22 protein-coding genes are annotated in these 20,785 nt (G+C 59.9%); 21 read left to right on the top strand and 1 reads right to left on the bottom strand.

Translation table 11 applies throughout. From position 1 onward, the window contains the following. The first annotated feature begins 32 nt into the window (after nucleotides 1-32). The 15 genes from RVM26_RS04525 to RVM26_RS04595 all read left to right on the top strand — a co-directional run bounded on the left by RVM26_RS04525 (nucleotide 33) and on the right by RVM26_RS04595 (nucleotide 13,088). Nucleotides 33-581: a YceD family protein gene (locus RVM26_RS04525; RefSeq protein ID WP_039177300.1), complete on the top strand. Its 549-nt coding sequence runs from the start codon at nucleotides 33-35 to the stop codon at nucleotides 579-581. Nucleotides 582-617: 36 nt separating this feature from the next. Continuing rightward, complete coding sequence (rpmF, locus tag RVM26_RS04530) at nucleotides 618-788, top strand: 50S ribosomal protein L32 (protein WP_009099300.1); 171 nt, start codon at nucleotides 618-620, stop codon at nucleotides 786-788. 41 nt (nucleotides 789-829) lie between these two features. Further along, nucleotides 830-1,840, top strand: a complete 1,011-nt coding sequence (plsX, locus tag RVM26_RS04535) for a phosphate acyltransferase PlsX (protein ID WP_287805779.1) — start codon at nucleotides 830-832, stop codon at nucleotides 1,838-1,840. Between the two features lie 149 nt (nucleotides 1,841-1,989). Continuing rightward, nucleotides 1,990-2,949: an ACP S-malonyltransferase gene (fabD, locus tag RVM26_RS04540; RefSeq protein WP_287805718.1), complete on the top strand. Its 960-nt coding sequence runs from the start codon at nucleotides 1,990-1,992 to the stop codon at nucleotides 2,947-2,949. A 51-nt stretch (nucleotides 2,950-3,000) separates the two neighbouring features. After that, on the top strand, nucleotides 3,001-3,744 hold the full coding sequence (gene fabG / locus RVM26_RS04545) for a 3-oxoacyl-ACP reductase FabG (protein ID WP_039177293.1): 744 nt from the start codon (nucleotides 3,001-3,003) through the stop codon (nucleotides 3,742-3,744). A gap of 124 nt (nucleotides 3,745-3,868) precedes the next feature. Continuing rightward, a complete protein-coding gene (acpP, locus tag RVM26_RS04550) occupies nucleotides 3,869-4,102 on the top strand; it encodes an acyl carrier protein (RefSeq protein ID WP_008956801.1) in 234 nt (77 codons plus the stop codon). A 195-nt stretch (nucleotides 4,103-4,297) separates the two neighbouring features. Next, on the top strand, nucleotides 4,298-5,536 hold the full coding sequence (fabF, locus tag RVM26_RS04555; protein WP_039177283.1) for a beta-ketoacyl-ACP synthase II: 1,239 nt from the start codon (nucleotides 4,298-4,300) through the stop codon (nucleotides 5,534-5,536). Nucleotides 5,537-5,542: 6 nt separating this feature from the next. Further along, nucleotides 5,543-6,343: an aminotransferase class IV gene (pabC, locus tag RVM26_RS04560; RefSeq protein WP_498941068.1), complete on the top strand. Its 801-nt coding sequence runs from the start codon at nucleotides 5,543-5,545 to the stop codon at nucleotides 6,341-6,343. Nucleotides 6,344-6,378: 35 nt separating this feature from the next. Continuing rightward, a complete protein-coding gene (gene mltG / locus RVM26_RS04565; protein ID WP_498941709.1) occupies nucleotides 6,379-7,386 on the top strand; it encodes an endolytic transglycosylase MltG in 1,008 nt (335 codons plus the stop codon). A 54-nt stretch (nucleotides 7,387-7,440) separates the two neighbouring features. After that, entirely contained in the window at nucleotides 7,441-8,094 is a 654-nt protein-coding gene (gene tmk, locus RVM26_RS04570; RefSeq protein WP_287805713.1) for a dTMP kinase, read from the top strand. Then, complete coding sequence (locus RVM26_RS04575; RefSeq protein ID WP_039177270.1) at nucleotides 8,085-9,068, top strand: DNA polymerase III subunit delta'; 984 nt, start codon at nucleotides 8,085-8,087, stop codon at nucleotides 9,066-9,068. Before tmk ends, RVM26_RS04575 begins: the two co-directional genes overlap by 10 nt. 24 nt (nucleotides 9,069-9,092) lie before the next feature. Continuing rightward, a complete protein-coding gene (locus tag RVM26_RS04580; RefSeq protein WP_039177267.1) occupies nucleotides 9,093-9,428 on the top strand; it encodes a PilZ domain-containing protein in 336 nt (111 codons plus the stop codon). A 37-nt stretch (nucleotides 9,429-9,465) separates the two neighbouring features. After that, nucleotides 9,466-10,299, top strand: coding sequence for a TatD family hydrolase (locus tag RVM26_RS04585; protein WP_287805708.1), 834 nt, complete (start codon nucleotides 9,466-9,468; stop codon nucleotides 10,297-10,299). Between the two features lie 27 nt (nucleotides 10,300-10,326). Next, on the top strand, nucleotides 10,327-10,887 hold the full coding sequence (locus tag RVM26_RS04590; RefSeq protein WP_498941071.1) for a DUF1285 domain-containing protein: 561 nt from the start codon (nucleotides 10,327-10,329) through the stop codon (nucleotides 10,885-10,887). Beyond that, complete coding sequence (locus tag RVM26_RS04595; protein ID WP_498941073.1) at nucleotides 10,884-13,088, top strand: ATP-dependent helicase; 2,205 nt, start codon at nucleotides 10,884-10,886, stop codon at nucleotides 13,086-13,088. The genes RVM26_RS04590 and RVM26_RS04595 overlap by 4 nt, the downstream gene beginning before the upstream one ends. Nucleotides 13,089-13,113: 25 nt before the next feature. Here RVM26_RS04595 and RVM26_RS04600 read toward each other — a convergent pair whose 3' ends face one another. Beyond that, nucleotides 13,114-14,778, bottom strand: a complete 1,665-nt coding sequence (locus RVM26_RS04600) for an electron transfer flavoprotein-ubiquinone oxidoreductase (protein ID WP_498941075.1) — start codon at nucleotides 14,776-14,778, stop codon at nucleotides 13,114-13,116. A 358-nt stretch (nucleotides 14,779-15,136) separates the two neighbouring features. On the opposite strand from RVM26_RS04600, the gene RVM26_RS04605 reads away from it, so the two are divergent. The 6 genes from RVM26_RS04605 (at nucleotide 15,137) to nrdE (ending at nucleotide 20,763) form a co-directional block, all read left to right on the top strand. Then, the gene (locus RVM26_RS04605; protein WP_498941076.1) at nucleotides 15,137-15,886 is read left to right on the top strand and encodes an electron transfer flavoprotein subunit beta/FixA family protein; all 750 of its coding nucleotides are present in this window, start codon (nucleotides 15,137-15,139) and stop codon (nucleotides 15,884-15,886) included. Between the two features lie 14 nt (nucleotides 15,887-15,900). Then, nucleotides 15,901-16,827, top strand: coding sequence for an electron transfer flavoprotein subunit alpha/FixB family protein (locus tag RVM26_RS04610; protein ID WP_498941078.1), 927 nt, complete (start codon nucleotides 15,901-15,903; stop codon nucleotides 16,825-16,827). Nucleotides 16,828-17,040: 213 nt separating this feature from the next. Then, a complete protein-coding gene (locus tag RVM26_RS04615) occupies nucleotides 17,041-17,652 on the top strand; it encodes a superoxide dismutase (protein ID WP_039177232.1) in 612 nt (203 codons plus the stop codon). Between the two features lie 249 nt (nucleotides 17,653-17,901). Continuing rightward, nucleotides 17,902-18,123 carry a glutaredoxin-like protein NrdH gene (nrdH, locus tag RVM26_RS04620; RefSeq protein ID WP_039177227.1) on the top strand — a complete coding sequence of 74 codons (222 nt, stop codon included), beginning with the start codon at nucleotides 17,902-17,904 and terminating at the stop codon, nucleotides 18,121-18,123. A 10-nt stretch (nucleotides 18,124-18,133) separates the two neighbouring features. Beyond that, nucleotides 18,134-18,583: a class Ib ribonucleoside-diphosphate reductase assembly flavoprotein NrdI gene (nrdI, locus tag RVM26_RS04625; RefSeq protein ID WP_052196365.1), complete on the top strand. Its 450-nt coding sequence runs from the start codon at nucleotides 18,134-18,136 to the stop codon at nucleotides 18,581-18,583. After that, nucleotides 18,550-20,763 (top strand): class 1b ribonucleoside-diphosphate reductase subunit alpha, encoded by a 2,214-nt coding sequence (gene nrdE, locus RVM26_RS04630; protein ID WP_084123752.1) that lies wholly within the window; start codon nucleotides 18,550-18,552, stop codon nucleotides 20,761-20,763. Before nrdI ends, nrdE begins: the two co-directional genes overlap by 34 nt. The last annotated feature ends 22 nt before the right edge of the window (nucleotides 20,764-20,785 follow it).

The following is a 20,785-nucleotide window of genomic DNA, read 5'->3' on the forward strand; positions in this document are numbered from 1 at the left end:
CCGGCGGGGCGAGTGCCTATCATTGCGCGCCTATGTTGACCTCACAACTCCCCAGCCGGGTTGAGCCTTACAAGCTTGCAGCCCGCCGCGAACGACTCGAAGGCCTGGTAGCGTTGAACAAGCTGCCTCGTCTGGCTGAAGAAGCCGGTGACCAAACGGGTGACTGCCACGTCACTCTTGAGTTTGGTGTCGATGCCCAGGGCCGTCGCGAAATTCGTGGTTCCCTGAAAGCGACCTTGGCGCTGCCTTGTCGTCGTTGTCTGGTGCCGCTGAGCCAAGACGTGTCGAGTGAATTCCTTCTGGGAATGATTTCAGACGAAGCGTTGGCTGCCGAGCTGCCTGCCAGTCATGAGCCTGTGCTGGTGGAAAACGAACAGCTGGACTTGCTGACGGTAATCGAGGATGAGTTGATCCTCAGCTTGCCGCAGGTGGTCTATCACGATGAGACCGAATGCCATGTCTCGGCGGAGCAGCTGGTCAGCAAGACCGAAGGCGCAGCGGACGAGTCCGCTCCTGCCAAAAACCCTTTCGCGGTGCTCAATGCTTTGAAAAGCAGTGGCGCTTTGAAAGGCAAAAAGTAAGCATCACTTACCCTACATACCTTGGAGTAAACACCCATGGCAGTTCAACAGAATCGTAAAACTCGTTCCAAGCGCGGTATGCGTCGTAGCCACGATGCGCTGAGCGCCCCGACTCTGTCTCAGGACAAGGAAACCGGCACGACTCACCTGCGTCACCACGTTTCTCCGGACGGTTTCTACCGTGGTCGCAAGGTGGTTGAGGTTTAAGCCTCTCTCGACCTTTCGCGCGGCCAGTCAGCGTGAGTGCAGTGCGCCTGGCGATTGATGTCATGGGGGGTGACCAAGGCCCCCGTGCCATTGTCGAAGGCTCTGCGAGGGCAGTGGTGGAAAATCCTGTTCTCGAACTTGCTCTGTTTGGCCCGCATCAGCGCATTGTCGCTGAGCTTTCGCGCTTGCCGCAGCCCTTGGCTGCGGCAGTGTCACGTTTGGCGGTCATCGACGCGCCTGATAGCGTGGCGCCCGACGCTACCGCCGCCTGGGCGTTGCGCCGCGGCCAGCACACCAGCATGGCCTCCATGCTGCGCCATGTGTCGGCTGGGCACGCCGTTGCGGGGGTCAGCGCAGGCAATACCGGAGCGCTGGTGGCGCTTGCAAGGCGTGAGCTGGGCATGCTGGCGGGGTTTTCCAGGCCAGCGATCAGCACCGCCATTCCTGCACGATCAGGGGGGCGTTGCTATCTGCTTGATCTGGGTGCCAACGTCGATTCCCCCGCAGAACGGTTGGTAGATTTTGCCGTCATGGGGGCGGCCATGGCGCAATGCATGGACGGTATCGAACGTCCGCGCGTGGCGTTATTGAACGTTGGCTCGGAAGCCACCAAGGGCAGTGCCACGGTGCGCGAGGCAGATGCCTTGATTCGTCGTCATGCAGACCCTGGTTTCGATTATTGTGGCTATGCTGAGGGGGGTGATGTCTTTCAGGGCCAGCTGGACGTGGTCGTGTGTGATGGCTTTGTCGGCAATGTGATGCTCAAGGCAAGTGAAGGTTTGACTCGTATGCTGGTCGAGCGTGTTCAGATGGCGTTTGAATCGCGCCTCACTGGGCGGCTGGCAAGTCTACTGGCCAAGCCTGTACTCAAGCGCCTCAAGCAAGAGCTGGATCCGGTGCGCTATAACGGAGCCAGCCTGCTTGGGTTGAACCATATCGTGGTGAAAAGTCATGGCGGAGCCCAGGCAGACGGCTTTTATTATGCCATTTTGCGGGCACTGCATGAGGTGGAGCAGGCCCTGCCTGCCCAATTGGCAAAGCGTTTTTGCTGATGCCGCCGTGATTGTATGACAATAAACGATATATGACTTTGCGGGTTATTGGAGGCAGCAGGAAATGCCGACACCCGTTGTCAAACGGGGACAATAGCTACGCCTATCGCTCAATTGAGCAAATGCCTACAAGAGCAAAGGTGAACGACATGTTTCAACCCCTTGCCCTCATTTTTCCCGGGCAGGGCTCTCAGCAGCTTGGAATGCTGCGAGAGCTGGCCGAGCGCTACAGTGTAGTGGGAACGACCTTTGAGGAAGCGTCAGATGCGTTGGGCTACGATTTGTGGAAAGTAGTCCAGGAAGGACCTGAAGATGCATTGAACGCGACCGCGTGCACCCAGCCGGCGCTGCTGACCTCCAGCGTGGCCATCTGGCGTGTATGGCAGGAGTTGGAAGGGCCGCGCCCCAACATGATGGCAGGCCACAGTCTGGGCGAGTACAGTGCCATGGTGTGTGCCGGTGTCATGGGGTTTGCCGAGGGTGTGCAGCTGGTACGCCTGCGCGGTGAAGCCATGCAGCAGGCGGTGCCCGCTGGTCAGGGGGGGATGGCGGCCATCCTCGGGCTGGATGATCAGGCGGTAGAAAACGCCTGTGCGCAAGCAGCCCAGGGCGACGTGGTCGCTGCGGTCAACTACAATTCGCCTGGCCAGGTGGTCATCGCGGGCAGCAAGGCAGCCGTAGAGCGTGCTATCGTTGCCTGCCAGGAGGCCGGGGCCAAGCGTGCTCTGGCCCTGCCGGTCTCTGTGCCTTCGCACTGTGCGCTGATGAAGCCTGCGGCCGAGCAGTTGGCCGAGGCCATGCAGAAGATTGAACTGCGTGCACCTCGCTATACGGTGGTTCAGAATGTAGATGCCCAGGCGCATGCCGATATCGATACGCTGCGCACGCGGCTGATCGAACAGCTTTATCAGCCAGTGCGCTGGTCTGCCTGCGTCGAAGCGATGACCGAACAAGGGGCGAGCGTGTTTATCGAGTGTGGCCCTGGTAAGGTGCTGACCGGCTTGAACAAGCGGATCGTGCGCAGTGCCAAGGGGTTGGCGGTCAATGACCCGGATAGCCTGGATGCTGCGCTGGAGTTGGCTCGCGAAGCGTTGGCAGATGGTGCGTGACCAGCGGTTGTTTTCTGCTACCTTTGCTAGTTTGGTGAAAGGATAAACGTAATGACGCAAGAAAAACGAGTGGCGCTGGTCACTGGCGCCAGCCGAGGTATCGGACGAGCCATTGCTCACGAGCTGGGTCGCCAAGGGCGCATCGTGGTGGGAACCGCCACCAGTGAGTCGGGGGCCGAGAAAATCGATGCCGATCTCAAAGCCAATGGTATCGAAGGCGCTGGCCTGTGTCTGAACGTGACCGATCAGTCCAGCATCGATGAGGTGTTGAAGAGCATTACCGAGCGTTTCGGTGCGCCGACCATTCTGGTCAACAATGCCGGTATCACTCGTGATAACCTGCTCATGCGCATGAAGGAAGAGGAGTGGGATTCCGTCATGGATACCAACCTCAAGTCCGTCTATCGTGTCAGCAAGGCTTGTTTGCGCGGCATGACCAAGGCACGCTTTGGTCGTATCGTGTCGATCAGCTCGGTGGTGGCGACCATGGGCAACCTGGGGCAAGCCAACTACGCGGCTGCCAAGGCGGGCATGGAAGGGTTCAGTCGTGCACTGGCCCGTGAAGTTGCCTCGCGTGCGATCACGGTCAATGCCGTGGCACCGGGTTTCATCGCCACCGACATGACCGAAGCGCTGCCGGAGGCGCAGCACGAGATGCTGCTCAAGCAGATTCCGCTCGCTCGCCTGGGTGGGCCGGAAGAGATCGCCGCCGCAGTAGGGTTCTTGACCAGTGATGCTGCAGGTTATATCACGGGTGAAACCCTGCATGTCAACGGCGGTATGAATATGCGTTGATGGCCTTGAGACTGGCGGTTGCGTCAGCTTGAGGGCGTCTATAAACTACCCCGCAGCTTTTGGCTTGCGGTTTCCAAATAGCTGGTTATCTATAACGGCTAATGTGAACGACTGGAGTACGTTGATGAGTACTATTGAAGAGCGCGTTAAAAAAGTTGTGGCAGAGCGCCTGAACGTAAAAGAAGAAGATATCCAGAATAGCTCTTCTTTCACAGAAGACCTGGGTGCTGACTCTCTGGACACCGTTGAACTGGTGATGGCGTTGGAAGAGGAATTCGACACCGAAATTCCTGACGAAGAAGCCGAGAAGATCACCACGGTTCAGGAAGCCATCGACTACGTGAACGCCCACCAGTAAGGGCTCGGTCGACGCTGTGAACCAGGGTGGCAAGCTGTCCACCCATGTTAAAAAAGCCGTCCTGATATGGGGCGGCTTTTTTGCTTTGCGGTCACAATGAATATAACGTGCAATCTCCGTTATACTAGTCACCAATTTTGTGCTGCAAGATGACCCGGACGGGTCGTGTCACCAAGGATGCCTGGAGGAAAGCTGATGGCGCGAAGAAGGGTAGTGGTAACTGGGTTAGGCCTGGTGACCCCAGTGGGCAACAACGTGGCTGAATCGTGGGCGAATATCGTCGCCGGTAAAAGTGGAATCGCAGCCATCGAGCATTTCGATACCAGCGGTTTCAACACGCGGTTTGGTGGTTCGGTCAAGGACTTCGATATCAGCCCCTATCTGAACCCGAAAGATGCCCGCAAGATGGATCTATTCATTCAGTACGGCATGGCAGCCGGAGCCCAGGCCATTAAGGATTCTGGCATCGAGTGCACCGAAGAGAATGCCGAGCGGATTGGTGTGGCGGTAGGCTCGGGCATTGGCGGCCTGCCGATGATCGAGCAGAACCACAGTGCGCTGCTCAAGGGGGGCGCTCGTCGCGTGTCGCCGTTCTTCGTTCCGGGATCCATCATCAACATGATTTCCGGCAACATGGCCATTCAGCATGGCTTCAAGGGCCCCAATATCGCGATTACCACGGCCTGTACGTCGGGTACTCACAATATCGGCTACAGTGCGCGTACCATCGCCTATGGCGATGCCGACGTGATGGTGTGTGGTGGCGCGGAAATGGCCACCACGCCTTTGGGCCTGGGGGGCTTTTCGGCGGCGCGTGCCCTGTCCACTCGTAATGACGACCCGCAAGCGGCCAGCCGCCCTTGGGATCGGGATCGGGACGGTTTCGTGCTGTCCGATGGGGCAGGCATTCTGGTGCTGGAAGAGTATGAGCACGCCAAGGCACGCGGGGCGCATATCTATGCGGAGCTGGCGGGCTTTGGCATGAGTGATGATGCTTATCATATGACTGCCCCGCCGGAAGATGGCCGAGGCGCTGCGCTTTCCATGAGCAACGCCATCAAGGACGCGGGTATCGACCCCTCCGACGTGGATTATATCAATGCCCATGGTACCTCGACGGCCGCAGGCGATCTGGCCGAAAGTCGTGCCGTCGAGAAGGTGCTGGGGAGCGCTGCTCAAGACGTGGCGGTCAGTTCGACCAAGTCCATGATTGGCCACCTGCTGGGCGCGGCCGGTGCGGTCGAGGCGGTGTTCAGTATTCTGGCAATTCGTGACCAGGTGGCACCGCCCACCATCAACCTGGATAACCCCCAGGAGGGCTGTCGCCTCGACTACGTGCCCCACACTGCCCGCGACATGCGCATCGATATCACGCTCTCCAACTCCTTCGGGTTTGGTGGCACCAACGGTTCGCTGCTGTTCAAGCGGGTGTAGCGCGTCATGACCATGCCTTGGGTGCCGTTCGATGACCGAGGGCTGGCGTATGGGGATGGCCTGTTCGAAACGGTGCTGCTGCGTGAAGGACAGCCCGTGCTGTGGTCATACCATCAGGCAAGATTGGCCTTGGGGTGCCAGCGGCTTGGTATCCCGATGCCTGCTGATTCAGCACTTGCCGATACGTGGAAAACCCCAGTAGAGGCACCTCTGGAGGTGCTCAAGGTCATCGTGACCCGCGGCAGCGGGGGGCGTGGTTACGCGCTCCCCGATCAAGTAGCGCCAAGGCTGCTCAGTCGTAGAACGCCCTTTGCTGCCAGCCCCGAGCGCTGGCAGCAGGGGGTGCGCGTGCGCTTATGCCAACTGCGGCTGGGTCATCAGCCGCAGTTGGCGGGCATCAAGCACTTGAACCGCCTCGAAAACGTGCTTGCCCGCCGAGAATGGCGGGCAAGTGCCATTGCTGAAGGGCTGCTGCTCGATCACCGCGATAACGTCATCGAAGCGACCAGCATGAACCTCTTCTGGCAATCGGGTCAGGCGTTGTTCACGCCCTTCGTCGATGGCTGCGGCGTTGCAGGAGCGCTGCGGGCTGCGCTACTGGAGCTGGGGCATGTCAGGGAGAGCAAGCTGCCTGTGAGCGCGCTCTCCAGCGTCGAGCGCCTTTGGGTGGGCAACTCTGTGCAAGGCGTGTGGCCCGTACATCGGTTGGATGATCCGCAGGGCAGCATCTTGTGTACCTGGCCGGAGGTGCAAGGCCCCGACCCGTTACAGCGGGTGGCCCATCCGCTATTGGGCTATCCAGCCTGAATAGCCAACAACGACTTTGAAATCACTGAGGTGACATCGTGAAACGGTTTCTTATCGCCGTGGGGTTGATCATTGCACTAGGCGTTGCCGCAGTGGCTGGTGGCTACGCCTATTGGCAGCATCGTCTGGCGGCGCCTATTGCGCTGGATGAGCCCGCGCTTTACCAGGTGCCTGCCGGTGCCGGCTTCAATCAGGTGCTTCGTCAGTTGGAAGCGGAAGGCATTGTTCAGGCGCGCTGGCCCTTCCAACTGCTGGCGCGGCTGGAGCCCGAGCAAGTGTCGCGTCTGCGGGTAGGCGAATATCAGCTGGTGCCGGGCATGAGCGGTATGGAGTTGGTGGCACTGCTGGGCAGCAACAACGTGGTGACCTACCCGTTGACCATCCCGGAAGGGTGGACCTTCCGCCAGATGCGCGCTTTGCTGGACAGTGCCCCGAAGCTGGAAAATCGCACCGCCGAGATGAGCGATGACGAGGTCATGGCCTTATTGGGGCGTGAAGGCACGTTTCCTGAGGGCTGGTTCTTTCCGGATACCTACCGCTACCACCTGGGCATGAGCGATGTGGATATTCTGCGCCAGTCGCTGAGCCGCATGGAGCGAATCCTGGAAGAGATCTGGGAGCAGCGTGATGACGACCTGACCATCGATACCCCCTACGAGGCGTTGATCATGGCGTCGTTGATCGAACGCGAAACCGGTGCGCCGGAAGAGCGTCGTGAAATCGCCGGGGTATTCAAGCGTCGTATGGAGCAGGGCATGCGGCTGCAGACCGACCCGACCATCATCTATGGCATGGGCGAGCGTTATCAGGGGCGCATTACTCGCGCCGACATCCGCGAGGCAACCCCTTACAATACTTACGTGATCGATGGCCTTCCGCCCACGCCCATCGCCCTGCCGGGGCGCGCCTCGCTGGAGGCGGCGGTGAATCCGTTGCCGGGTGAAACGCTCTACTTCGTTTCCCGTGGCGATGGTACGCACCACTTTTCGCGCACCCTGCGCGAGCACAACAATGCGGTGAATCGCTATATTCGCAACCGCTGACACACAGATCATGGCGAGCATTATCATGGCGTATCTATTCCGTAAGGGGCAGCAATGAGCAAGCGTGGTCGTTTCATCACCCTGGAGGGTGGTGAGGGCGTCGGAAAATCTACCAACGTGGCGTTCGTGGAGGCCTGGCTGAAAGAGCAGGGGCTCGACGTAGTGCGAACCCGTGAGCCCGGCGGCACGCCGCGTGCCGAAGCCATTCGCGAGCTGCTGCTGGATCCTGCACCTCAGGAGCCGCTGAGCGTAGACGCTGAGCTACTGCTGGTCTTCGCGGCCCGAGCACAGCATCTGGCCGAAAAAATCGTACCGGCTCTGGAGCGCGGTGCCTGGGTAGTGTGTGACCGCTTCACCGACGCCACTTTTGCGTATCAGGGGGGCGGGCGTGGCATCGATCCGGCGCGCATTGCTCAGTTGGAGTGCTTCGTTCAGCAAGGGCTTTCGCCGGATTTGACGCTGCTGCTGGACATGCCCATCGAGACTGCCCGCCAACGCCTGGAAGGGCGGTTGCGTGATCTCAACACCCAGCGCGACCGTTTCGAGCAGGAGCATGCCGCGTTTTTCAGCGCCGTGCGTGATGCTTACCTGGCGCGGGCCCAGGCGGTACCGCAGCGCTTTGCCGTGGTCGATGCGGCACAGCCTCTCGAAGGCGTGCAGGCGGCCATTGCGCGCGTACTGGAAACACGGATGGCGCAATGGTCGTGAATGATGTCTTGCCGTGGCACCAGGCGACGTGGCGGCAGCTGGTGCGCCTGTCCGACAGCGGTCGCATGCCCCATGCGCTGCTGCTCAGCGGCGCCCATGGGGTGGGCAAGCAGCAGCTTGCCGAAGCGCTGATCGCACGCACGCTGTGCGCGCAGCCCGGTGACCAGGCGTGTGGTCATTGCCATGCCTGCCATATGCTGGCGTCAGGCTATCACCCCGACTTGCTGAGGGTGTCGCCGGAGGAGGGCAAGCGTCAAATTCGCATAGACCCCATTCGCGAGGTCAACCGTTTCGTGTCACAAACGGCGCAGCAGGGTGGCTACCGAGTCATCGTCGTGTCACCGGCGGAGGCCATGAACATCGCGGCGGCCAATGCGCTGCTCAAGAGCCTCGAGGAGCCAGGTGAAAAGACGCTGTTCATTCTGCTCTCCGATGTACCCTCTCGCACGCTGCCCACCATCCGTTCGCGCTGCCAACAGTGGGCGCTACCCAGCGTGGCATTCGACGAGTGCCGTGGCTGGCTGACTCAGCAGTTGGGCGGTGACGAGGCACACTTCTGGTGGCAAGTTTCAGGCGGACTGCCCTTGCTGGCGGTAGAGCTGGCGGCGCCGGAGGAGCGGGCGCTACGCCATCAGATTCATGACTGCTTCGAGCAGCTGGTCAGGGGTGCCGAACCGGTGGCGGAGGCGGCGAGGCTGGATCGTCAGGCGATCGATTCGATCTTGTGGTACGGTATCGCCTGGCTTGAAGACTTGATCCGGCTGGGGCTGTCGGGCGAGCAAAGCGCGTTGCACAATCCCGATCTTGCGCCATTGTATCGACAAGCCGTCAAGAATGGCCGGGTTCAGGACTGGTTTCGACTGCTCGATTATGCCCGCGAGCAACGTCGGCTACTGGCCGTGGGAGCCAACCCCAATCCGCAACTGGTGCTGGAGGCCTGGCTGGTACGTTGGTCGGCCCTGCTGCGCTCATGACAACGTGTTTCTGACGAGGTGGTGATGGCTGCTCAAAAAGCGCTTTCCTTGACCATACCGGATGTGCCTACGCTGCTCGCTGCCTATATGCCTTTTCTGGATCGCGGCGGGATCTTTGTCCCCACGTCTTCGCTCTATCGTCTCGGGCAGCCGGTGGTATTGCTGTTGACGCTGCCGGGAGAGACCGAACGCCTTTCTGTCAGCGGTCAGGTCATCTGGATTTCGCCCGAAGGTGTCAGCGGTCGGCGAATGCCGGGCATCGGGGTGCACTTCAGCCAACAGGATTATCCCGTTCGCGACCGGATCGAGACTTTGCTGGCCGGTCAGTTGGACAAGGCGCCGCCTTCGTTCACGTTGTAACATCGTCGTCACGCCACTCATCCCCTGCGAGATTTTCATGTTCGTTGATTCACACTGTCATCTGGACCGCCTATCCGAGCTTACTCATGGCGGCGACGTTGCTGCCACGCTGGCAGCAGCGCGTGCTGCTCACGTGCATCAGTTTCTGGCCATCTCGACCTCGCTGGAAGCGTTGCCTGGTCTGGCCGCCATCGCCAGAGAACATGAGGACGTGGTGATATCGGCAGGGCTGCATCCGCTGCACCAGGCTCCGGTAGAGCCCAGCGTGGAGCAGATCGTGGAGGCCGCCCAGCAGTACGACGTGGTGGCCATCGGGGAAACCGGGCTGGATTACCACTATCAGGAGAGCGTGCCTCAGGCCGTTCAGCATGAACGCTTCAAGCGTCACCTGATGGCCGCTGCCGAGCTGGAGCTGCCGGTCATCGTGCATACTCGAGAGGCCAAGGAGGACACCTTGGCCTTGCTGCGTGAATATGCCGATCCTCACGTCGGTGGGGTACTGCACTGCTTCACCGAAGATCTGGACATGGCTCGAGAGGCGGTCCGGCTCGGCTTTTACATTTCGCTGTCGGGAATCATCACGTTTCGTAATGCCGCGCCATTGCGAGAGTTGGCTCGACAACTGCCCCTCGACAGGCTGCTGATTGAAACCGATAGTCCCTATCTGGCCCCCGTGCCTCATCGAGGTAAGCCCAATGAGCCTGCCTGGGTCGTCGAAGTTGCCGAGTGCATTGCTCAGCAGCGCGGCATCACCACCGACGAGGTCGCCATGCAGACCACCGCCAATTTCTACCATCTGTTTCGTGGTGCCGTTCCCGATGCACCGCCTCATGTCAAAGAAGCGCTGGCCCAGTCGGGTCTGTTGGTATAGCGCTCGGCGCAGTTCAGGAGAAGGGCGATGACGCTGGATCGGCTACTGCAGCAACGGGGTGACGCGGCAGATATTCCCCCGCTGGATACCTGGCACCCTGCGCTGTCTGGCGACATGGATATCGTGATTCATCCAGACGGCACTTGGCAGCACGAGGGGCAGCCGTTTGCGCGTCCGGCGGTGGCGAAGCTGCTGGCAAGCCTGCTACGCCTGGACGATGAGGGGTACTGCCTGGTGACACCTGCAGAGCGCTGGCGCGTTCAAGTAGTGGACCGTCCGCTGCTGATCGTGGAAGCGGATTTCTACGATGATGCCTGGTGGTTCAAGACTCAGTTCGACGATGTGGTGCGGCTGGACCGCCAGCACCCGCTGACGCTGACCGCCACCCCCGACGGAGAGCTGGCCCCCGAGTGTGCGGTGCGCTTTGGCCTGGCCGCGCGCCTGCATCGCAACGTGTTCTATCGGCTGGTCGAGCAGGCCCAGATACACGAGCTGGCCGGTGGCCGAAGCGAATGCCGCCTCTACAGTGCGGGTGAATGGCATCGGTTGGGCATGTGGGATAACGGCGTGGCGGGTGAGGTATCGTGAAACTGACCGCCGAACAGCAGGCCGTCGTTCGTCATGGTGCCGGGCATGCGCGGGTCGCGGCGGTAGCAGGAGCCGGTAAGACGACCACCATGGCCGCACGCGTGCTGCACCTGTTGGCGCAGGGAGTCTCCCCACGGCGAATGCTGGTGCTGATGTTCAACCGCTCGGCCAAGGATGATTTTCAACGCCGCCTTGCCAAAATGGCACCGCAGGGGCAAGCCCTGCCGGATGTGCGTACCTTCCATTCGCTCGGGCATCGGCTCACGCAAAGTTTGTGCCGCTGGGGGGCGCTGGCGCCGCGGCGGCTGCTCTCTGCCGAGTGGCAGATGGAGCGTCTGCTGCGCCAGGCAAGCCTCAATGTACTGGACGATGCCGAGCAACGGGATGCCGCCCTGGAAGGGGACCGCCTGGAAGCGCTGGCCCATTTTTGTGCTCTCGTCAAAGCAGAAATGTTGCCTGCTGCCACGCTGTATGAGCAACTGAGCTACGAGCCTGACACCGATTACTTTCCGGCGGCCTTCGGCGAGGCCGAGCGCCTGCTGGAAGCCGAAGGCGTCATGACTTACGCGGACTTGCTCTACCGCCCGCTGCAAGCACTGGAGGCCGAGCCTGTTTTGCGTCAGCGGGTCGAAGGGTTCCTCGACCACGTCATCGTGGATGAATACCAGGATATCAATACCGTTCAGCAGCGGCTGCTGGCCGTGCTGGCAGGCCCTGATGCCAGCGTCATGGCAGTGGGAGATGCCAATCAGTGCATCTATGAATGGCGGGGTGCCAGGCCGGACACCATGCTGGAAAACTTTACCGCCACGTTCGGCACCGCCACGGATTATCCGCTCTCCACGACCTTTCGCCATGGGCACGCGCTGGCGCTGACGGCCAACCACGCCATCATGGCGAACCAGCGCCGCCCCGACCAGCTATGCCTGGCGGCTGCCCAGAATCCGAAGACTCAGGTCCGCGTGGGGCAGGGCAGCCGCCTGTTGCTGGATGCCTTGATGGACTGGCAGGCCCAGGGGCGGGCATTGAGTGATGCCAGCCTGCTGGTGCGCAGCTGGGCGCTTTCGGTGCCTTTTCAGCTGGCGCTGCTTCAGGCCGGGGTGCCTTTTCGGCTGCTGCGTGAGGATCGCTTCGTGTTTCGCCTGCCGCTGGTACAGGCATTGGCAGGCTATTTGAAGCTGTCTCGGCGGGCCGAACTGCTGCACGATCCCGAGCATCTGCTGCTGTTGCTGTCCCAGCCCACGCCCTTCGTGGCCCGTGAGCGCCTGCAGCGCCTGGCGTCTCAGCTGGCGGCCACCCAGCGCTGGCCAGAGCGAGATGACGCCGTGCTAGCAACGCTCAAACCCTTGCAGCGGCGTACGCTGAAAAAACGCTGGGAACTGTTGTGCGAGCTGCCGCGTTTGGCTGGCTGGCCGCCAGCTCGGCTGCTGCATCACGTGGTGGATACCATCGATGCCGAGAAAACCCTCAAGCGCGCGGCTGCTCGGCGCGATAAAGGCGAGGAAGACGTGCGTCTGCTGGACGTGTTGATCGAACAGGCGGAGAGCGTCCAGGATCCTGATGCCTTCATCGAGCTGCTGGAGCGCCCAGTGGAAAATCAGGCCCAGGGCGTGTTGATTACCACGGTGCATGGTGCCAAAGGTCTGGAGTGGCCGCTGGTGGCGGTGGCCGGCGTCAATGAAGAGGACTTTCCCCACTACAGCCGTGACAACCCGCTCAGCGATGAGCGTCTGGAAGAGGAGCGGCGACTGTTTTACGTGGCCATCACCCGCGCCAAAGAGCAGCTATTGGTGCTGCACGACGGTGGCGCTCATCGCCCCAGCCGGTTCATTGGTGAAAGCGCCTGGCAGGATGCCGTGCGTATTGCTGAATGCCTGCATGATGAGGGCGGTAGCGCCGAGGCGCTGGAGGTATCGTCGCCTAGCCTGGTGAGACGCTACCTCGACCGGTTGGGGCGCAGTGATATCGTTCTGGCCGCCGCGCAGCTCAAGGAAGCGCCTGCGGATTATCAAGTGACCATGTCGTTCTACCCGGGCCAGCGTCTGCGACATGCCGTGTTTGGGGAAGGGGAGGTGGCGGCCGTGGAGGGCAACCCGTCGGACCCCGTCATCGACGTGAGGTTCGTGCAAGCGGGGCGCCGACGGCTGATCGCACGACGTGCGCCCATCGAACATATTGAGACACCGGTGTCGCCAGTCTGACCAGCGCCACCGGTGTTGGGTAGGCTTACATGTTCGGATAGTTCGGGCCGCCACCGCCTTCGGGGGCTACCCAGGTGATGTTCTGGGCCGGGTCCTTGATATCGCAGGTCTTGCAGTGTACGCAGTTCTGGAAGTTGATCTGGAAGCGTGGCTGGCCCTGGTCATCCTCCACCACTTCATAGACACCCGCTGGGCAGTAGCGCTGTGCGGGCTCGGCGTATGTCGGCAGGTTGTCGCGAATCGGCAACGCCGGGTCAGCCAGGCGCAGGTGGCAGGGCTGGTCTTCCTCATGGTTGGTGTTCGAGAGAAATACCGAGGTGGACTTGTCGAAGGACAGCTTGCCGTCCGGCTTCGGATACTGAATCTTCTCGAATTCGGCCGCCGGTTTCAGGGCGCCGTGGTCGGTGGTGGTGTCGTGCACGTTGGGCAGCTTGTTGCCCAGCAGCTGGTTCGCGAAGTTATAAGCCCCGCCGCCGACCGTGCCATATTTATGGATGGCCGGACCAAAGCTGGCGCTCTCTTTCAGCTCCTGGTAAGCCCAGCTGGCCTCCCACAAGCGTTCGAAGCTGGCCAGGGTCTGCCCACCCTCGTCGCCGCCCTTGATGGCCTCGAAGACGCTTTCTGCCGCCACCATGCCTGATTTCATGGCAGTGTGCAGCCCCTTGATCTTGGCAAAGTTCAGCGTGCCCGCGTCACAACCAATCAGCAGGCCACCGGGGAAGGTCATCTTGGGCAGGCAGTTGAAGCCTCCCTTGGCAATCGCGCGCGCGCCATAAGCCACCCGCTTGCCGCCTTCCAGATATTGGCTGAGCACCGGGTGATGCTTCATGCGCTGGAATTCGTCGAAGGGCGAGAGCCACGGGTTCTGGTAGCCAAGATCCATGATCAGCCCCACCACGACCTGCTGGTTTTCGGCGTGATAGAGAAACCAGCCGCCGTGGGTCTTGCTGTCCAGCGGCCAGCCGGAGCCGTGAACTACCAGGCCGGGTTCGTGCTTCTCGGCGGGTACATCCCACAGCTCTTTCAGCCCGATGCCGTAGTGTTGGGGGTCTCGGCCAGCATCCAGCGAGAACTGCTTGATCAGACGTTTGCCTAGATGGCCTCTGGCACCCTCGGCAAAGAGCGTGTACTTGGCGCGCAGCTCCATGCCGGGCATATGGCCATCCTTGGGGGTGCCATCGGCACCGATGCCCATGTCACCAATCAGGATGCCGCGCACCACGTCATTCTCGATGATCACTTCCTGGGCGGCGAAGCCCGGAAATATCTCGACGCCCAGCGATTCCGCCTGCTCACCTAGCCAGCGGCACAGGTTGCCTGCGCTGATCACGTAGCGAGTCAGTTCACCCCCGGTGTTGTGCATGCTCTTGGGTACCAGCGCATTGGGGATTTTCTGCGCCTTTTCGGCATCCTTCAGCAAATAGACATCGTCGCGCGTGGCGGGCGTATTCAGGGGAGCGCCGCGCGCTTCCCAGTCGGGAAACAGCTCCGCCAGGGCACGGGGTTCGAATACCGCGCCAGACAGAATATGCGCTCCCACTTCAGACCCTTTCTCGACCACGCAAACGGTCAGCTCTTGCTCCGCTTCGTTGGCCTGCTGCATCAAACGGCAGGCGGCGGCCAAGCCAGAGGGGCCTGCGCCCACGATGACCACGTCAAAATCCATTACATCGCGTTCAACGGTTTCCACCTGGTTTCTCCTTATTCTCATAAGCGCCACCCACCGATGCTAGCGATTGAGCACTAGCTTATGAAAAGATGGCCTTAATTTAAAACGGTCGTTTGCTTCTGGTTGTCTCCCATGATAGGCATAATACCTGTGTCAGGTAACCCCTGCGATGGCAAAAGCGCACTTTACGGTAAAAGCCGCCAGCGACTACGACCAAGGCCGCAGTGATTAGGTGTTGTTGCATAAAGGTAGGCTGTGGCAAATTGATAGGGTTTTTCATTTACTAGCCTATCAAACGCTTGCATGAATTTTTTTACGCTGCCATCCGAGCAGCGTCTGTTCAGGTCAACGGCTGTCATCCAGGCCAAGCGAGGAACCTATGAAAGTATTGGTCGCGGTAAAACGCGTCATCGACTACAACGTCAAGATCCGCGTCAAGGCGGATCATTCCGATGTGGATCTGACCAACGTCAAGATGGCCATGAACCCCTTCTGCGAAATCGCCGTGGAAGAGGCCGTGCGCCTGAAAGAGAAGGGCGTGGCCACCGAGGTCGTGGCCGTGACCGTGGGCCCCAAGGCCGCCCAAGAGCAGCTGCGCACCGCGCTGGCGCTGGGGGCCGACCGCGCTATCCACATTGAAACCGACGAGCGCGCCGAATCGCTGGCGGTGGCCAAACTGCTGGCCAAGGTGGTGGATGAGGAGCAGCCTGGTCTGGTGATTCTTGGCAAGCAGGCCATCGACACCGACAATAACCAGACCGGCCAGATGCTGGCGGCGCTGACCAATCTGCCCCAAGGCACTTTCGCCTCGGAAGTCGCCATCGATGGCGACAAGGTGAACGTCACTCGTGAAATCGACGGCGGCCTGCAAACCGTCGCCCTCACGCTGCCCGCCATCGTCACCACCGACCTGCGCCTCAACGAGCCGCGCTACGCCAAGCTGCCGGACATCATGAAGGCCAAGAAAAAGCCGCTGGACGTCAAGACCCCCGCCGACTACGGCGTTGAAGTGGCCTCCAAGGTCACGCTGCTCAAAGTAGAATCCCCGGCGGAGCGTAAAGGCGGTATCAAAGTCGCCTCGGTGGACGAGCTGATCGACAAACTGAAAAACGAAGCCAAGGTGCTTTAAAAGGAGCTGATCTCATGAGCATTCTGGTACTTGCCGACCTGCATGAAGGTCAGTTGGCCAGCGCCACCGCCCACGTCGTGGCAGCCGCCCAGGCGATCGGTGGCGATATCGATGTACTGGTCGCCGGTGAAGGCGTCCAGGCCGCCGCCGAAGCCGCCGCGACACTCGACGGCGTGAGCAAGGTGCGCGTGGCAGACAACGCCGTCTACGCCCATCAGCTTGCCGAGCCCATGGGCGCGCTGCTGGTTGAGCTGGCGGGCGATTACACCCACGTGCTGACCAGCGCCTCCACCACCGGCAAGAACGTGCTGCCCCGGCTGGCCGCGCTGAAAGACGTCAGCCAACTGTCGGAAGTGATTGGCGTCGAGAGCGCCGACACCTTTCTGCGCCCGATCTACGCCGGTAACGCCATCGCCACGGTGAAAAGCGACGACCCGCTGAAAGTCATCACCGTGCGCACCACCGCCTTCGATGCGGTAGGCAGCGGCGGTAGCGCCAGCGTGGAAGCCGTGGACGTGGTCGTCGACAACGCCCAGTCCAGCTTTGTGAAGCAGGAGCTGGCACAAAGCGACCGCCCGGAACTCGGCGGTGCCAAGGTCGTGATCTCCGGCGGCCGCGGTATGGGCAATGGCGAGAACTTCAAACTGCTGGACGGCATTGCCGACAAGCTGGGCGCGGCCATCGGTGCGTCTCGTGCGGCGGTGGATGCCGGCTTCGTGCCCAACGACATGCAGGTGGGCCAGACCGGCAAGATCGTCGCGCCAGAGCTGTACATTGCGGTGGGTATTTCAGGCGCGATTCAGCACTTGGCGGGCATGAAAGACTCCAAGGTGATCGTCGCGATCAACAAGGACGAAGAGGCCCCGATCTTCCAGGTAGCCGACTACGGCCTGGTGGGCGATCTGTTCGAGATCCTGCCGGAGCTGGAGAGCAAGCTGTAAGCAGGAACGCCGTTTTACCAAAAGCCGACGTCGCAAGAGGTCGGCTTTTTTAATGGCGATGAATTCGATAAACTGAAAATAGTTGACTAAAGTACTGGGATAAAGAAGTCGTCGCGCTGGCAGAAAAATTGCGGGGGCGGCAGTTGAAAAGGGTGAAGCAAGACCGCACCTTAGGTAGTGAACGTTATAGAAGCCACTCAAGGAGAAGATAGCATGGCCCATACCCTTCCTGAATTACCGTACGCTTACGATGCACTCGAGCCGCACATCGATGCGATGACGATGGAGATCCACCACTCTCGTCACCACAACACCTACGTGACCAACCTGAACGGTGCCCTGGAAGGCACTGGTCTGGAAGATATGCCGGTAGAAGAGCTGGTTGCCAATCTGGATCGCGTGCCGGAAGAGAAGCGTCAGGCCGTGATCAACAACGGTGGTGGTCACGCCAACCACTCCATGTTCTGGCAGATGATGTCTCCCAATGGTGGCGGTCAGCCCCAGGGTGATGTTGCCAAGGCCATCGACGCCGAGCTGGGTGGCCTCGATGCGTTCAAGGACGCTTTCAAGAAAGCGGCGCTGGGCCGTTTTGGCAGCGGCTGGGCGTGGCTATCTGTCACACCCGAGAAGAAGCTGGTCGTCGAGAACACGCTCAACCAGGATAGCCCTCTGATGCATGGCAACACGCCGCTGCTGGGTCTGGATGTATGGGAGCACGCGTACTACCTCAAGTTCCAGAACAAGCGCCCCGACTATGTTGACGCATTCTTCAGCGTCGTGAACTGGGAAGACGTCGAGCGTCGCTACCAAGCTGCCAAGGCCTGATAATGGTCGAAAATTGCGCCTGAGCGCGTGATTTTGCAGCCAAAGCCGCCCCCTTTCAGGGGGCGGCTTTTTTTGTTTCTGGGTATAGCGCTGGGTATGGCTTGTCAATAACCTGTGGATGAAAAAATACCATATATGCTTGAATTGATTTTCTGGTGGTCTATATATAGTATGCGTGGAGAATTTCAGAGGGGTGGCGCCATTGCCATGCGTTACCCGAAAAGTGTCGCTATGAAAAGGAAAATAGCCATGGAAATCCAAATTTATAGCAAGCCTGCCTGCGTACAGTGCACCGCTACCTATCGTGCGCTGGACAAGCAGGGTTTGGAGTACACCGTGATCGACATTACGGAAGAGTCAGGCGCGCAGCAGCAGGTCGAAGCTCTGGGCTATCGTCAGTTGCCGGTCGTCGTGGTAGGTGAGGATCACTGGTCCGGCTTCCGCCCTGACCGTATCCAGGCGCTGGCGTAGCTCCGCTGCCATGCACACGGCCACGGTGGAAACCAGACAGGCGGGTACGCTGGTCTATTTTTCCACCAAGTCAGGCAATACCCACCGGTTTATCGAAAGGCTTGGCTTGAGTGCCCAGCGGCTGCCATTGAATCGTGAAGAGCCCACTCCACGCGTCACGCAGCCTTACATATTGGTGACGCCTACCTACGGCGGTGGCCATGCACAAGGCGCCGTACCGGGGCAGGTGATTCGCTTCTTGAACGATGAGCACAATCGGCACCTCATTCGAGGTGTCATTGCCTCGGGTAATACGAATTTTGGTGAAGCTTACGGGTTGGCAGGGCGCATCATCGCGCAAAAGTGCCAGGTACCGTTGCTTTATCGCTTTGAACTGTTTGGCACCGATGACGATGTCGCCAAGGTCCGCAAAGGAGTAGAAGAGTTTTGGAAACGTCAAGCTCAGTCTCTAACAACGTAGCGTCCACCAGCGCCGCTACCAAGAAGTCGGCAGAAGCGAAACGTCCTGCTGCGGGTACCACCGAAGCGCGTACGCTGGATTATCATGCGCTCAACGCGATGCTCAATCTGTACGGTGCCAACGGTGAACTGCAGTTGGACAAGGACCGCGAAGCAGCGCGTCAGTACTTCCTTCAGCACGTCAACCAGAACACGGTTTTCTTCCACTCGCTGGAAGAGAAGCTGGACTACCTGGTGGAAGAGGGCTATTACGAGGCCAACGTACTCGATCAGTACAGCTTCGAATTCATCAAGTCGCTGTTCGAGCAGGCGTATGCCTACAAGTTTCGCTTCCCCAGCTTCCTGGGTGCCTTCAAGTACTACACCAGCTATACGCTGAAGACCTTCGATGGCAAGCGTTACCTGGAGCGCTACGAAGATCGCGTGTGCATGGTTGCGCTGACGCTGGCTCGTGGGGATGAAGCGCTGGCCAAGTCGCTGGTGGATGAAGTGATCAGTGGTCGCTTCCAGCCAGCCACGCCGACTTTCCTGAACTGCGGCAAACAGCAGCGCGGTGAGCTGGTGTCATGCTTCCTGCTGCGTATCGAAGACAACATGGAGTCGATCGGTCGGTCGATCAACTCGGCGCTGCAGCTCTCCAAGCGTGGTGGGGGGGTGGCGTTCCTGCTGACCAACATCCGTGAGTCTGGCGCGCCGATCAAGCGTATCGAAAACCAGTCGTCGGGCATCATCCCCATCATGAAACTGCTGGAAGATGCGTTCTCTTACGCCAACCAGCTGGGGGCTCGTCAGGGTGCCGGGGCTGTGTACCTGAATGCTCACCACCCTGACATTCTGCGTTTCCTCGACACCAAGCGTGAAAATGCCGACGAAAAGATCCGCATCAAGACGCTTTCGCTGGGCGTGACCATTCCGGACATCACGTTCGAACTGGCCAAGCGCAACGACGACATGTACCTGTTCTCTCCCTACGATGTAGAACGGGTCTACGGGGTGCCGTTTGGCGATATCAGCGTCACCGAGAAGTACCATGAAATGGTGGCGGATGCGCGCATTCGCAAGCAGAAGATCAATGCTCGCGCCTTCTTCCAGACGCTGGCTGAGCTGCAGTTCGAGTCCGGTTACCCGTACATCATGTTCGAAGATACGGTCAATCGCGCCAACCCGATTGCCGGTCGCATCAACATGAGCAACCTCTGCTCCGAGATTCTGCAGGTCAACACGCCGACCGAGTATGACGACGACCTGGGATACCGCGACATCGGTCAGGACATCTCCTGCAACCTGGGCTCGATGAACATTGCCAAGGTCATGGATTCGGGCGATATCGGCACCAGCGTCGAGATCGCCATTCGCGGCCTGACTGCCGTGTCCGAAATGAGCAACCTGAGCAGCGTGCCCTCGATTGCCGAAGGGAATGCCAAGTCGCGTGCGATTGGTCTGGGGCAGATGAACCTGCACGGTTTCCTGGCGCGTGAGCACATCTATTACGGCTCGGAAGAGGGGTTGGATTTCACCAACCTGTACTTCTACTGCGTCGCGTTCCATGCCATTCGTGCCTCGAACCAGCTGGCCATCGAGCATGGCGCCACCTTCGCCGGTTTCGAAGACTCCACCTACGCGTCGGGCACGTTCTTCGACAAGTACACCGACCAGGCCTGGCTGCCGCGTACCGAAAAAGTACGCCAGCTGTTCGAACGCAGTGGTATTGCGCTGCCGACCCAGGAAGATTGGCAGGCCCTGAAGGCCTCGGTCATGGCGCACGGCCTGTACAACCGCAACCTGCAGGCAGTGCCGCCCACGGGCTCGATTTCCTATATCAACAACTCCACCTCCAGTATTCATCCGGTGGCGGCGAGAATCGAGATTCGTAAAGAAGGCAAGCTGGGGCGGGTCTATTATCCGGCGCCGTTCTTGAATGAAGAAAACTTCGATTATTTTCAGGATGCCTATGAAATTGGCCCCGAGAAAATCATCGATACTTATGCAGAAGCGTCGAAGCATGTGGATCAGGGGTTGTCACTGACACTGTTCTTCCCTGATACCGCTACCACTCGGGATATCAACAAGGCGCAGATCTATGCATGGCGGAAGGGCATCAAGACCCTTTACTACATTCGCTTGCGCCAAAGCGCGCTGGAAGGCACCGAGGTAGAAGGCTGTGTCTCCTGCACGCTGTAACGATATCCCCACTGGCATGTGA

The organism is Halomonas sp. KM072, assembly GCF_050710315.1.
In the GTDB taxonomy this organism is placed as follows: Bacteria; Pseudomonadota; Gammaproteobacteria; order Pseudomonadales; family Halomonadaceae; genus Vreelandella; species Vreelandella hamiltonii.